13 protein-coding genes are annotated in these 13166 nt (G+C 75.1%); 3 read left to right on the top strand and 10 right to left on the bottom strand.

All coding sequences use genetic code 11. The annotated features are described in order from the left end of the window. Window positions 1–102 precede the first annotated feature (102 nt). Window positions 103–1464 carry a type I glutamate--ammonia ligase gene (locus tag ACR9E3_RS29415; RefSeq protein ID WP_460384429.1) on the top strand — a complete coding sequence of 454 codons (1362 nt, stop codon included), beginning with the start codon at window positions 103–105 and terminating at the stop codon, window positions 1462–1464. 26 nt (window positions 1465–1490) lie between these two features. Here ACR9E3_RS29415 and ACR9E3_RS29410 read toward each other — a convergent pair whose 3' ends face one another. From ACR9E3_RS29410 to ACR9E3_RS29390, 5 genes are read right to left on the bottom strand one after another with little or no spacing between them, the layout of a single operon-like run. After that, a complete protein-coding gene (locus tag ACR9E3_RS29410; protein WP_460384428.1) occupies window positions 1491–2324 on the bottom strand; it encodes an inositol monophosphatase family protein in 834 nt (277 codons plus the stop codon). 52 nt (window positions 2325–2376) lie between these two features. Beyond that, on the bottom strand, window positions 2377–2658 hold the full coding sequence (locus tag ACR9E3_RS29405) for a hypothetical protein (protein ID WP_460384427.1): 282 nt from the start codon (window positions 2656–2658) through the stop codon (window positions 2377–2379). A gap of 39 nt (window positions 2659–2697) precedes the next feature. After that, window positions 2698–3060, bottom strand: a complete 363-nt coding sequence (gene gvpJ, locus ACR9E3_RS29400; RefSeq protein ID WP_460384426.1) for a gas vesicle protein GvpJ — start codon at window positions 3058–3060, stop codon at window positions 2698–2700. Window positions 3061–3070: 10 nt separating this feature from the next. After that, the gene (locus ACR9E3_RS29395; protein WP_460384425.1) at window positions 3071–3727 is read right to left on the bottom strand and encodes a hypothetical protein; all 657 of its coding nucleotides are present in this window, start codon (window positions 3725–3727) and stop codon (window positions 3071–3073) included. Beyond that, complete coding sequence (locus tag ACR9E3_RS29390; RefSeq protein WP_460384424.1) at window positions 3724–4899, bottom strand: Acg family FMN-binding oxidoreductase; 1176 nt, start codon at window positions 4897–4899, stop codon at window positions 3724–3726. The genes ACR9E3_RS29395 and ACR9E3_RS29390 overlap by 4 nt, the downstream gene beginning before the upstream one ends. Window positions 4900–5044: 145 nt before the next feature. On the opposite strand from ACR9E3_RS29390, the gene ACR9E3_RS29385 reads away from it, so the two are divergent. Then, window positions 5045–7285, top strand: coding sequence for a LuxR C-terminal-related transcriptional regulator (locus ACR9E3_RS29385; RefSeq protein WP_460384423.1), 2241 nt, complete (start codon window positions 5045–5047; stop codon window positions 7283–7285). 17 nt (window positions 7286–7302) lie between these two features. Next, complete coding sequence (locus ACR9E3_RS29380; RefSeq protein WP_460384421.1) at window positions 7303–8805, top strand: glycosyltransferase family 39 protein; 1503 nt, start codon at window positions 7303–7305, stop codon at window positions 8803–8805. On the opposite strand, the gene ACR9E3_RS29375 is transcribed toward ACR9E3_RS29380, so the two are convergent. The 5 genes from ACR9E3_RS29375 to ACR9E3_RS29355 form a co-directional block, all read right to left on the bottom strand. Further along, on the bottom strand, window positions 8806–8952 hold the full coding sequence (locus tag ACR9E3_RS29375; RefSeq protein WP_460384420.1) for a hypothetical protein: 147 nt from the start codon (window positions 8950–8952) through the stop codon (window positions 8806–8808). It lies immediately after the preceding gene. Window positions 8953–9271: 319 nt separating this feature from the next. Continuing rightward, the gene (gene fmdA / locus ACR9E3_RS29370) at window positions 9272–10522 is read right to left on the bottom strand and encodes a formamidase (RefSeq protein ID WP_460384418.1); all 1251 of its coding nucleotides are present in this window, start codon (window positions 10520–10522) and stop codon (window positions 9272–9274) included. 65 nt (window positions 10523–10587) lie between these two features. Next, a complete protein-coding gene (locus tag ACR9E3_RS29365) occupies window positions 10588–11253 on the bottom strand; it encodes an AmiS/UreI family transporter (RefSeq protein WP_460384417.1) in 666 nt (221 codons plus the stop codon). Between the two features lie 66 nt (window positions 11254–11319). After that, window positions 11320–11556, bottom strand: coding sequence for an FmdB family zinc ribbon protein (locus ACR9E3_RS29360; protein ID WP_460384416.1), 237 nt, complete (start codon window positions 11554–11556; stop codon window positions 11320–11322). 572 nt (window positions 11557–12128) lie between these two features. Next, complete coding sequence (locus ACR9E3_RS29355) at window positions 12129–12527, bottom strand: LytR C-terminal domain-containing protein (protein ID WP_460384415.1); 399 nt, start codon at window positions 12525–12527, stop codon at window positions 12129–12131. Window positions 12528–13166 lie beyond the last annotated feature (639 nt).

Raw genomic sequence — 13166 nt, 5'->3', positions numbered from 1 at the left:
GGGTCGGGAGCCGCCGTGGCGGGCGGCGTGGTCACGGCCGTGACGTGACCGTCGCCCACTAGCCTGTGCGCCACCATGCCGACGGGTGGAGCGGAGGCGGCCATGGGCGACACGGCGGAGCGGGCGGCGGGGCTCGTCGAGGATCTGCGGAGCGCCGGGGTCGCCGGCGTGACGGTGGTCTGGGCCGACAACAACGGCATCCCGAGATCGCGCACGGTGCCGGTGGCGTCGTTGCCGCAGGTGGCCGAGTCGGGGATCGGCGTCAGCACCGTGTTCGCGATCTTCGACACGAACGACGGGATCCAGTACGGCGCGCCCGGACGGGAGACGCCCTCCGGAGACGTGCGCCTCGTCCCCGACCTCGACCGCCTGACCCCGCTGGCAGGCCAGCCCGGCCTCGCGTGGGCGCCGGGCACCCAGCTCTCCGTCGACGGCACGCCGTGGGCGTGGGACCAGCGCTCGTTGCTGGCCGGCACCGTCGACGCGCTCGCCGACCGCGGCTACACCGCGCTCGTCGGGTACGAGATGGAGTTCGCGGTCTCCGCGCCGAGCCCCGACGGCGCGCTCGTGCCCGCCTACAGCGGCCCGGCGTACAGCCCGCACGGCCTGCTCGAGATCGACGCCTTCGCCACCGACCTCCTGCGCGACGCCGAGGCCAACGGGCTGCGGATCGGCCAGTTGCACCTCGAGTACGGGCCCGGGCAGGTCGAGATCTCCCTCGGTGCCGCCGACCCCGTGCGGGCCGCCGACGACCAGCTCCTCGCCCGCCAGACCGTGCTGGCCGCCGCCGCGCGCCACGGCCTGCGGATCAGCTTCGCGCCGCTGCCGTCGCTGCAGGTCGCGGGCAACGGGTGGCACGTGCACACCTCGCTGTGGCGCGACGGCGTCAACCTCCTCGCCGGCAGTCCCGAGGGTCCCGGCGCGGCGGGCAGTGGGTACGTCGCCGGGCTGCTGCGCGACCTGCCCGCCCTGGCCGCGGTCACGGCGCCGTCGGTCGGGTCCACGGCCCGGCTGCGGCCGGGGTTCTTCGCCGGCGCCTACGGGTTCTGGGGCGTCGAGAACCGCGAGGCCCCGCTGCGCTACGTCCTGGGCTCGGAGCTGCTCGGCGCCGATCACGCGAACGTCGAGCTCAAGGTGTCCGACGCGTCCGCCAACCCCTACCTGGCCCTCACCGCGCTGCTCACCTGCGGCGTCGCCGGTGTCGAGGAGGACCTCCGGCCGCCCGCGCCGATCGGCGAGGACCCGGGCACCTGGGAGGAGGCGGCGCGTGCCGCGGCGGGCGTCGCGCCGCTGCCCACCACCCAGGCCGACCAGGAGGCGGCGCTCCTCGCGTGCCCCCGGATCACCGACGCCCTGGGCCCCGAGCGCCTCGGCGCCTTCCTCGCCGTGCGGCGTGCGGACGCGGCCTGGGCGGCGGAGCGGGACACCGAGGACGTCCTCGCGGCCTGGCGCTGGCGGTACTGAACGGCGCGTCGCGCGAGCGCACGGCGTCAGGCCAGCAGGACGTCCAGGATCGCCTCGTGCACCGACGGGCGGGCGATCAGCAGGTCGGGCGAGTAGGGGTCGTCGGCACCGAAGGGCAGCGGCGTGCCGTCGAGCCGAGTGACGCGCAGCCCGGCGCCCTCGGCGACGGCGGCGGGCGCGGCGTTGTCCCACTCGTACTGCCCGCCCGAGTGCAGGTAGGCGTCGACGCGCCCGTCGACGACCTCGAGCGTCTTCACCCCCGCCGCGGAGAGCCCCACCGTGCGGACGGGGTAGACGGCGGCGAGGCGCCGGAGCTCCACCGGCGGCCGCGAGCGGCTGACGGTGACCGTGAGCCCGCGCTCGGGGTCGACGGGCGTGTCGTCGACCGGGGCGACGGTGGCCGAGTCGGCCAGCTCGCCGCGGGCGGGCAGCGCCACGGCCCCGGCGACGAGGGCCCCGTCGACGACGAGCGCGACGTGCACGCCCCACTCGTCCCCGCCCCGGCCGTAGCCGCTCGAGCCGTCGAGGGGGTCGACGATCCACAGCCGGTGCGCCCCGCGCCGCGGCGCCGGGTCCTGGGTGCCCTCCTCGGAGAGCACGGCGTCGGCGGGGCGGTGGCGCTGCAGCCCGCGGACGAGGAACGCGTGGGCCTCGGCGTCGCCGCGGTACTCGCGGTCGCGGCCGGGACCGGTGTCGTCGCGGAGCTCCAGGAGCAGCGCGCCGGTCGCGTCGGCGAGCTCACGGGCCAGCGCCGCGTCCTCGGCGACGGAGGGCTCGGCCGTGGAGGGTCGAGCTCCCCTATCGGCGTGCTCCCCTGATCCCTTCGTCTCCCGGTCCGGCACTTCCCTCGCGGCACTCACCCCCCGATCCTGCCCGACGCCCCGCGACCACACCGGGCGGGTGGGGTCGGCGTCAGCTGATCTCCGCGGCGGCCAGCACACCCGCCAGCTCGTGCAGCACCGCGGCGCGGGCCTCGTCGGAGCCCGGCGCGGTGTCCTCGCGCTGGTCGAGCAGCAGCCGCGCGAGGCTCGCGAGGCTGACGACCTGTGCGGCGAACTCCTCCGGGCCGCCCAGCTCGCCGAGCAGCGCGCCGACGGCGTCGAGGTCGCCGGAGTCCATGCCCTGGATCAGGGCCACCGAGCGGCGGTGGACCTCGGCGGCGTCGGGGGCGTCATCGGCGGGGTCGGGCTGCACGGGCGCCAGCATGGCAGGCGCGGCCGTCGCGACCGATCGCTACCCGCGCCGCCGGCGCTTCTTCTCGCGGCGCTCCTCGCGGATCTCCTGCCACGTCTCGTGGGTGGCGTCGAGCACGCCCTTGGTGATGCCCTTCGCGCCGCCGTGCATCGTCTTCTCGGTCAGCTGCCCCGGCAGTTCGGTGAGCCCGACGCCGCCCTTCTCGTGCAGGTCGAGGCGGTTGGTGGCCTCGGCGAAGCGCAGGTAGGTGTCGACGCTGGCCACCACGATCCGGGCGTCGATCGTGAGGATCTCGATCCCGACCAGCGAGACCTTCGCGAACACGTCGATGACCAGGCCCTTGTCCAGGATCAGGTCCAGGACCTCGGCGAGACCACCCTGCGGGGAGCGGCTGACGGTCACGGCGAGGAGTCTAGGAACGCCCCCCGGTGACGACCATCGGCCGGATGATGGCGGCCGTGAGCGGAATGGCCGCCACGGCGACGACCAGCGGGACGATCCCGGCCCACCCGACGACCGCGAGCGGCACGACGCCGAGCGCGACGAGCCCGGCGACGACCGCGGGGCTCGGGCGCGGCAGGCAGGCGGCGGTCAGCAGGGCGGCACCGCCCACGACGGCCGCGACCGTGGGCACCGGCGCCGCGGCCGCGGCCATCAGCCACTGGCAGCACCCGAGCGCGCCCAGGAGGACGCGGTACCGATGCGTCGCGACGGCGGTGGCCAGCGCCCTCCCGCCCTCGGCGACGACGAGCACGCCGGCGGCGACGAGCAGGACCGCGGGGAGCCACGCGAGGACGCCGACCGTGCTCAGGCACAGCAGTCCGGGCCCGGCGAGGCCGAGCGCGACGGCCGCGCGCAGCCCGGGCGGGTCGTCGGGACGCCGCGCCCGGCGGGCGGCCGGCAGCGCCAGGGCCGCGAGGGCGACCGTGAGCAGCCCGAGCGGGACGGGCGCCATCTTGGCGCCGGTCCACGCCGGGACGGCGCGACCGAAGGCCACCTGCACGACGCCGGCGACGGCCAGCAGGAACGCGCCCGCGGTGCCCAGGCGCGCCGCCCACACGCGTCTCACGCCACCACCGCCGCGACGGGCCGCCGCGGGGTCGGGCGGGCGGGCCGGACGGGCACGCCGACCCGGACGACGAGCAGCGGGCGCGTCCCGGCCGGCAGCAGGGAGGCGAGGCGCGGGCCGAGGTCGGAGGTCGTGCCGGTCGTCGCCTCCCGGTCGAGCCGCTCGGTGATCTGGTTCATCGGATGGAGCGCGATGCCGAGGGACGTGGCGCGCAGGTGCACGCGCTGCAGCAGCCGGCCCGCCTCGAGGTGGGCCGCGCGGCTCCCGGCCCCTGCGGGCACGGTGATCACCCCGTACGCGGCGGCCGTCGCGACGTGCACGTCGCGGGTCCGGACGACCCAGAACCGGTCCCCCTCGGTCCGCGACGAGGGCGGCAGCAGCTTCGCGGCGCCGAGCTGGAGGGGGCTGAAGCCCTGACCGTCGAGCACGAGCCCGTCGCGGTACCGCTCCTCGTCGTCGTGCGTCGCGCGGAACCAGGCGAAGTTGTCGACCGACTGCTCGGTGTCCGCGACGAGCGCCTCGGCCGCGTCGACCAGCAGCCGGCCGAGCGCCGCCCGCGCCGTCGGCTCGACCACCCAGTGGAGGGTCGGGTCGCTACCCGAGAGCGCCTGGAGGGTGGCCGGGGACAGGGGCGTCGGCTGGAACGGGCCGCGGTCGGTGTGCCGGCGGTCGATGACGTCGTACAACGGGTGCGTCGCGGCCGGGCCCGGAGCGAGCGCCACCCGGGCGACCGGGTCCCCGCCGGGCAGCAGCGTCACCGTGGGGGACAGGCCGCGCGGCGGGCACGCGAGCACGAGGTTCTCCAGCGCGCACCCGAGCCCCACGTCGCGCTCGCGGGAGAAGGGGTCGACCGTACCGGTCCCGCGGGTGGGGTCGGCGAGCACGTCGATCGCGTCGTCGGAGACCGCGAACCGCCACGGTTGGGTGTTGTGGGGGCTGGCCGCGAGGACCGCCGCGCCGACGGCGCCGAGCGGGCCGGGAACGGCGCGCCAGTCGCGCCACGGCGCGTGCGCGGCGCCGCCCCCGGGATCCAGGACGGCGGCGTCGTAGGCGCGGTAGCTCAGCAGGCCCGTCGCGGCCACGGCGGCGACCCCCGTCGCGGCGCCCAGGCCACGCAGCACCTGCCGCCGGCTCACGCCCGGGGGTGCCGCCGGCGCCGGTTCGGTGGTCACCACGGCGGTCCTCCCGGGGCCGGACGGGCGGGTGGACCGAGCGTGCCCGGGATGCGGGCGCGGCCGCACCACCCCGCGACGGGGTGCACCCGGGGTGCCCTGCGGTGGCAGACTCCTCGGCCGATCGCCAGCGCCCGGAGCGGCCATGACCACCGACGTCCCCTCGCGCAGCCCGCTGCTCACCGTGAAGCGGGTGATCCCGCCGGTCCGGGCGGGCGCCGTGCGCCGCGCTCGTCTCGAGGAGCGTCTCCGGGACGCCGGCACCCGGCTGACGCTCGTCGCCGCCCCGGCGGGCTGGGGCAAGACGAGCCTGCTCAGCGGCTGGGCGTCGGCACCGGGCGCGGACGTCGTCGTGGCGTGGGTGTCGCTGGACGAGGGCGACGACGAGCCGACGCGGTTCTGGAGCTACGTCCTCACCGCCCTGGGGGAGGTCGCGGACGGTCTCGGCACCGCGGCGCTCGAGGCGCTGCGGACGCCGGGGGCCGCGCCGGTCGACCACGCGCTGCCGGTGCTGCTCAACGAGCTGGCGGCGACGGACCGCCGCCACGTGCTGGTGCTCGACGACTACCACCTGCTCGCCGATCGCCGGATCCACGAGGGCCTCGAGTACGTCGTCGGGTACCTGCCGCCGTCGCTGCGGATCGTCGTCGCCGCCCGTCACGACCCCCCGCTGCCGCTCGCCCGGCTGCGGGCGCGGGGCGAGCTGACCGAGCTGCGGGCCGCGGAACTGCGGTTCTCGGTCGCCGAGGCGGCGCACCTCGTCGCGGCCGTGTCGGGCACCGACGTCGACGAGGACGGGGTGCGGACGCTCTGGGAGCGCACCGAGGGCTGGGCGGCCGGCCTCCAGCTCAGCGGGCTGGGTCTGCGCGGGAACGGCGGCGCCCGGCCCGCCCACCACCGCCACGTGCTCGACTACCTCGCCGCCGAGGTCCTGCCGGACCTGGCGCCGGCGCAGCGCGACCTGCTCGTGGCCACGGCGCCCCTGGCTCGGCTGTCCGGCTCCCTCTGCGACGCCGTCCTCGACCGCACGGGGTCCGCGGACGTCCTCGAGGAGCTGGACCGGGCGGACCTGTTCGTCGTCGGACTCGACGAGGACCGGGAGTGGTACCGCTGCCACGCCCTGCTGCGGGACGCGCTGCGCCGTGAGGCGGGTGCCGGCGACGGGGGCGGCGACGTGCTGCGACGGGCCGCGGTGTGGTTCGCCGACCGGGGACGGCTCGACGACGCCGCCGAGCACCGAATCCTCGGCGGCGACGCCGAGGGCGCGGCGGCGCTGATGACCGCCGAGTGGATGTGGTTCGTCGAGCGCGGCGCGGCGGCCTCCTACGAGCGGCTCGGCGCCCGCCTGCCCGTCGGGGTCGTGTCGCCGACGCTCGCGCTGTGCCTCGCCTACGCCGCCGCGATCGCGGGGCGGCCCGACCGCGCGCGGCACTGGCTCGACGTCTGCGACGCCCGGATCACGCCCACCGACGTCGTCGCGGGCTGGCGCGACGGGCGGGCCGCGGCCCTCATGTGCCGGGCGATGATCGCGACCTCGGACGCGGAGCCGGCGCGGGCGGTCGAGCTCGCCGAGGAGGCGGTCCGGCGCGAGACCGCCGGCGGGGAGACGGCCTCACCCCCCGCCCTCGCCGCGCTGGGCAGCGCCTACGCCCGGGACGCCCGCTACGGCGAGGCCGTGCCGCTGCTGCGCGAGGCGTGGCGCACGCGGGACGCCGGCGCCTGGACGCGGGACCTGTCCCTGCAGCTCGGGGGCGTGCTCGGTCTCGCGCTCGAGGACACCGACCAGGACGAGGAGCTCGGGCGGCTGGTCCGCCAGGCGGGTGCCCTGGCGGACGCGGTGGAGCGCGCGTGGGGGCCGGCGACGCCCGTCGCGGCCTCGGTGCGGATCGTCGAGGGCCGCCACGCCTACCGTCGCGGCGAGATCGACGGCGCCCGCGAGGTGCTCGCCCGCGCGGTCGCCGCGGCGGAGGCGGGCGCTCGGCCGAGCGTGCACGTCGCCGGGCTGGTGTTCCTCGCCGACGCCGAGCTGGCCGCCGGCCGCCGGGGCGCGGCGCAGCGGGCGCTGGCCGTCGCGCGCGACGTCGTCGACGAGGGGGAGCCGGTCCTGCCCCACGAGGTGGACCGGCTCGTGCGCGCCGAGGCGCGGATCGGCCGGGAGGCGGTCCGGTCCGCGCACGACCGGGGTGCGCTGCCCGAGACGCTCACCGACCGCGAGCTCTCGATCCTGCGGGCGCTGACCGGCACCGCGACGCGCCGGGAGATCGCCGACGCGCTCTTCCTGTCGATCAACACCGTCAAGGCGTACACGCGCAGCCTCTACCGCAAGCTGGGCGTCGCGTCCCGTCCCGACGCGGTGGCCGTGGCACGATCACTCGGGCTCATCTGAGGCGGTCCGGGGGTGGGGTGGACGAGGTCGAGGGGCGACGCGCGCGGCTGCTCGCGGCGGCGCCGGCGCTGATCGGGCTCGCCGTGACCGTCCTCCTGCTGGCCGTGTCGGCGCGCTACGGCTTCCACCGCGACGAGTTCTACTACCTCGTCTCCGGACGCCACCCCGCGCTCGGGTACGTCGACAACCCGCCGCTGGTCCCGTGGCTCGCGGCGGCGCAGGCCGCGGTGTTCGGGGTGTCGCCGACGGCACTGCGGGTGGTGCCGGCGCTGGCCCTCGGGCTGTGCGTCGTGATCACGGGCCGGACCGCGCGCGAGCTCGGCGGCGACCGGGTCGCGGCGGCCGTCGCCGCCGGGTGCGCGGCCGGGGCCGCGTTCCCGATCGCCACCGGCCACATGCTCTCCACCAGCACGCTCGACCTGCTCGTGTGGACGACGCTGTCCTGGCTACTGGTCCGTGCCCTGCGCGACGGCGGCCGGGCCTGGGTCGCCGTCGGCGTCGTCGCCGGGGTGGGGCTGCTGACCAAGTCGCTCGTGGCCGCGTTCCTCGGCGTCGTGGCGCTCGGCGTGCTCGCGGTCGGCCCGCGGCGGGTGTTCCGCGACCCGTGGCTCGGCCTCGCGGCGCTGGTCGCCCTCGCCCTGTGGGCGCCGCACCTGGTGTGGCAGGCCACGCACGGCTGGCCGCAGCTGGCCTTCGGGCAGCAGGTCGCGACGATCGGCAACGGGGGCAGCGAGCCGCGCTGGACGTTCCCGCTGTTCCAGCTCATCGAGGTCAGCCCGTTCCTCGTCCCGGTCTGGGTCGCCGGGCTGTGGCGGCTGGCGCGCGACCCGTCCGTCGCGTCCGCCCGGGCGTTCGCGGTGGCCTACGGGCTGCTGTTCGTCCTGCTGCTCGCCGCCGGCGGCAAGCACTACTACCTGGCCGGGCTGTGCCCGGTGCTCCTCGCGGCCGGGGCCGTGCCCGTCGTCACGTGGATGCGCGCCGCGCGCGGCCGGGCCCGCGTCGTGGGCACCGTCCTGACCGTCAACGCCGTGGTGATCGCGGTCCTCATGCTGCCTCTCATCCCGGAGCGGTGGCTGCCCGGGAGCCCGCAGGTCGCGGTCTCGCCGATCCCGGCCGAGACCGTCGGGTGGCCGGAGTACCTCGACACCGTCGGACGCGCCTACGCGCTCGTGCCGCCCGCGGAGCGCGCCCGCACCGTGCTGCTGGGCAGCAACTACGGCGAGGCCGGCGCGGTCGACGTCCTGCGGGGCGGGCCGGGGGTGCCGGACCTCCCGCCGGCCTACAGCGGCCAGAACAGCTACGCCGACTGGGGGCCGCCGCCGGAGTCCACGACCACCGTGGTGGCCGTCGGCTATCCGGAGGCCGCCCTGCGGCGCTGGTTCACCGACCTGCGGCCGGTCGGTCGGATCGACAACGCGGTCGGGGTCGACAACGAGGAGCGCGGCGCGCCGGTCTGGATCGCCACCGGCCGCCGGGACACCTGGGCCGCGCTGTGGCCGTCGATCCGCCGGCTGGCCTGATCAGCAGCCCTCGTCCTCGCCGTCCTCGCCGTCCTCGCCGTCCTCGCCGTCCTCGCCTGCCCGCCGCGACTCCTCCTCCTCGAGCGCCTCGTCGAGGAGCCGCTCGAGGCCCGCGATGCTCCGGTGCGGGCCCTTGCGGTCCAGCACGACGGGCTCGTCGGGCTCACCCGCCTCGGTGAGTGCCTCCGTGATGTGATGAACTGTGTACAGACTGTGCACCGAGGCGCGGTCGGCGGCGACGTGCCGTGCGGGGGGAACCCACTCACGCGACCGCGGGTCCTCGTCCTCCGGAGTGTTCTCGTGCCTCTCATCCTCAGTCATTGGCACTGCCCGTCGTGCGACGTCGGCGGTCGCGACCAGGACCCCGAGCCGTCCTGCTGGAACTGCGGCGGGGTCCCGGTCGTGACCTCACGGCCCGGGGTGGACGGGGGCGCGCCGCCCACCCCGGCCGTGGGGGGTCCGCCACTCAGCTCGTGACCGCGGACATGCCCCGGTCGGCCCGCGCGGGACCGAACGCCGACGGGCGGATGTCGAAGTCGAAGATGGCGGTCGGCAGGTAGAGCGAGCAGCAGGCGTTCGGGATGTCCACGACGCCGCTGACCCGCCCCTCGATCGGGGCCGAGCCGAGCAGCAGGTACGCCTGCTCGCCGGTGTAGCCGAACTTCTTGAGGTACTCCACCGCGTTGAGGCACGCCCGCCGGTAGGCCAGCGTCGCGTCGAGGTACTCGTTGGTGTCGTCCTCGTCGACCGAGATGCCGATGAACGTCAGGAACTCCGAGTAGCGCGGCTCCACGTTGCCCGGCATGAAGATCGGGTTGGTGGTGACGCCGTAGGCCTCCATCCCGCCCTTGATGAGGTCGACACCGAAGTCGATGAACCCGCCCATCTCGATGGCGCCGCAGAACGTGATCTCGCCGTCGCCCTGGCTGAAGTGCAGGTCGCCGCCGGAGAGCTTCGCGTCCTTGACGTGCACGGGGTAGTAGACCCGGCTGCCGCGGGTGAAGTTCTTGATGTCGTGGTTCCCGCCGTTCTCGCGGGCCGGCACCGTGCGGGCGCCGTCCCGGGCGATGGCCTCGGCGACCGAGCCGGTGGCCTGGCCCGCGAGCGTGCTCTCGGGCAGCGGCGGGAGCGCGAGCGGCGGGACGCGGTCCGGGTCGCGGGCGATGAGCGCCCGCTCGCGACGGTTCCACCGCGCGAGCAGTTCGGCCGAGGGCGCCGTGCCGAACAGGCCGGGGTGCGTGATGCCGGTGTAGCGCACGCCGGGCAGGTGGCGCGACGTCGCGACCTGGCCGTGGAAGTCCCAGATCGCCTTGGCCGCGTCCGGGAACGTGTCGGTGAGGAACCCGCCGCCGTTCTCCTTCGCGAAGATGCCGGTGTAACCCCAGCCCTGGCCGGGCGCGTCGCCGAACTCCTGCGGCGCCTGACACGGACCGAGGTCGAGGATGTCGACGACGAGCAGGTCGCCCGGCTCGGCGCCCTCCACCCCGATGGGGCCGGACAGCATGTGCGCGTGGCTGAGGTCGACGTCGCGGACGTCGTTGGCCGAGTCGTTGTTGCCGAGCTGCGAGTCGGTCCACTCGCGGCAGTCCACCCGGAACTCGCTCCCGGGCCGGACCATCGCGGCCACCGGGATGTCCGGGTGCCACCGGTTGTGGCCGGGCACGGCCTGGTCGCGCATGGACTTGGACTGGTCGACCTCGAACACGGTCTCGGGCACGGTCGGTCACCTTCTCCAGGACGGGGGCCGGCGGTCGCCGACCGGGACTGCGGACGAGGGAGCGATCAGGTGCGGGTGTAGGCCTGGTCGGGCGGGGTCTCGACGGGCGCCGGGCCGCCCTCGCCCGCCGTCGCGGTCTGCCGGCGCGGCCCGCGGAGGGTGGGCAGCAGGACGAGGAACATCACGATGCCGATGGCGGCCAGCACCACGGCGGTGAGGCCCGTCGCCGGCCACTGGCCGGTGAGCAGCAGGAAGCCGGGGATCGCGGCGGTGATCCAGGCCTCGAGCAGCGTGACCCAGCCCGTGTAGCGCGTCAGCGACTCCCGCTTGAGCCCGAGAACGAGCCAGAACAGCGTCCACAGCACGGCCCAGTAGAGCCAGATCACGCCGAGCCACGGGGCGCCCGCGAGCGTGAAGTTCGCCCACGAGTAGCCCAGCGCGGCGATGGCGACGAACAGCGAGAACCATCCGACGCCGGTGGTGTCGAGGTCGGCGAGCAGGCCGATCCCGACGTAGAGATAGGTGAAACCGAAGAGGTACAGGCCCGACCCCGTGAGGATCGTCGCCGCGTCACCGTTCGCGGTGAAGATCACGTACGTCGGGGTGACCACCTGCAGCGTGCCGACGAACAGGTTCATGACCCCTGCGGCCTTGGGGTCGATGAAGCCGAGGAGCAGCAGTCCGTTCACGAACAGGACCGCGCCGACGTAGAACAGGCCGGTGGCTACCACTGGGGGTCCTCCCTGGGACGGGCACGGGCGACCGGCAGGGCGGCGCCGGGCCGCCTGCTCGCCCGATCAGCGACGCGCGGAGCCCGAGGTGCGAGTGACCACCTCGGGGACGTCGCGGCTGGCTTCCTCCCGCGCGAGGGCCGACCGCAGCGCGGGGTTCATCTGTGCGAGCAGCGGAGCGGTCCACTGCCGCGGCGAGGACGCAGCGCAGCGTGGGCACGCCACGCGCTCCGGTGCCTCACCCATCGGGCGGGTCTGGTCGAACGTGCCGCAGTCGGGGCAGCGGTAGGCGTACGTCGCCATCGCGTCCTCCTCGACACTCGATCCCGCGCGAGCTGGAAATAGTTTCCAAGGAGGGGCATCTGCGGGGCAAGGTGCAATCTTGCAGGTCCGGACGGCCGATGTGTTGGCGCGGGAAGGGTGGACCGATCGGGCGAGCGGCCGGCGTGCTGGCAGGCCGGCGGCGACGTTGCTCGGGGTGGCGCGGTGTCGCCGCGGCACGAGCTCGGGGTCGGTTCGGGGGAGCGGTTACTGGCTGGTATCCCTCGCCAGGCGAGCGATACCAGCCAGTAATCGTGGATCCGGAGCGGTCGCGTGCCCACTCCCGCCGCGAAGGGCACCTTGTGCATGATCCAGAGGGCCGGAGCCTCTGCCGACCGTGCTGCTTGCAGGGAGCGGGGCGTCGCGCGGGGTCGTCGTCGAGATCACGGGCGCGTCATCCACCTCGATCGGCACGGCCAGGTGCATGACGCGCTCCTGATCAGCAGGAGCGACGACGACGGTCTGCCGGCACGCCGGGAGCCCCAGGCGGCGTACCGTCCGGGGCTCCCGCTCGCTCCCGTGGCCGAGTTCGCGGTCATGCGGGAGCATCTGAGTCACGGATTGTTCGGCTGAACGGGCACGGGGTAGCGGCCGCACGGTGCCGCGGGTGGCGGACCGATAGTTTGATCCCAGTCGTCCCTCACGAGGACGATCAGGCCAGGCGATGCGTCTCGGATGGCGGGAAAGCGCTCCAAGGCGGGCACGCCGAACTGCGCTGCGAGCGCTTGGGCGGCGTCCACCTCGTCAGTCCCGCGACGGTAATAGACCGCACTCGCGGCGACACTGGTGGCATTGTAATCGCCGACCATACCGATGCTCCAGCCCCGCAGCCCCAGCTGATCGGCCGCGCGACCGGCCAGGCCGGACATTGTCGGAAAATTGTTGTACACGCGGACGGTTGCCGTTTCAGCCGCCCGTAGCTGCTCGACCGTCTGGTCAAAGGCCTGCACCACGTCCGGTGCCGAGCCAGAAGCACCCGAAGATGCCAGAACCTCCAAGGAGCTCGGGCCTCTCAATGAGTCCCGCAAGCGCTGCTCGCGCTCTGGGCTCCCCGGAGCTCCTGCGTCGATGAAGCCGTCTCGGTCTTCGGGGGCGTAGTAGAAGACGGGCCGCGCTTCGCAAGGCAAGGGAGGTTCCGGTTCCGTGAGGAATAGTTCTATAGCGCTGTCTTCGCCCACTGCGTCGATGGGCTGCGGATCTCCGTCGCGCCGGGCCGTCCATGCGCCCCAACCGCCTCCACCCTCGCGAGGGGCAAAGTCGGCAAAGAGGAATAGTTCGACGGCCCCCTGCAGACACTTCGCTTGAGCCAAGCAGGTCCCGCGGCAGATCGCGTTGTCCGAACCGCGGCAGGGCTGAGGCTCGGACGGGAGGTTTGACTCTGTGATTTGGTCACTATTCGCAATAAGAATGAGATCGAGTGCGGCCCCGAGCGACGCTGGCGTGCTATTCGCCTCGATGAACGCGCCGTTGAAGGCGGGTGGGTGGAACGTCAGTCCGCCTGCGGGGGCGGCGGCTGCGCCGGCGGGGACCGCCGCGACGGGTCCACTGGGAGCCACCGCTGCGGCTGCTCCGCCAGCGGGCACAGCTGAGTC

The sequence above is a fragment of the Actinomycetospora sp. C-140 genome, from assembly GCF_054796175.1.
The sequence above is the reverse complement of the archived record's forward strand: the minus strand, read 5'-3'. Positions and strand labels throughout refer to the sequence as shown.

What these genes read in the sequence shown, in the direction of transcription:
- ACR9E3_RS29415 (WP_460384429.1), top strand. Translation starts at nt 103, where the DNA reads ATGGGCGACACGGCGGAGCGGGCGGCGGGGCTCGTCGAGGATCTGCGG.
- ACR9E3_RS29385 (WP_460384423.1), top strand. Translation starts at nt 5,045, where the DNA reads ATGACCACCGACGTCCCCTCGCGCAGCCCGCTGCTCACCGTGAAGCGG.
- ACR9E3_RS29360 (WP_460384416.1), bottom strand. Translation starts at nt 11,556, where the DNA reads ATGGCGACGTACGCCTACCGCTGCCCCGACTGCGGCACGTTCGACCAG.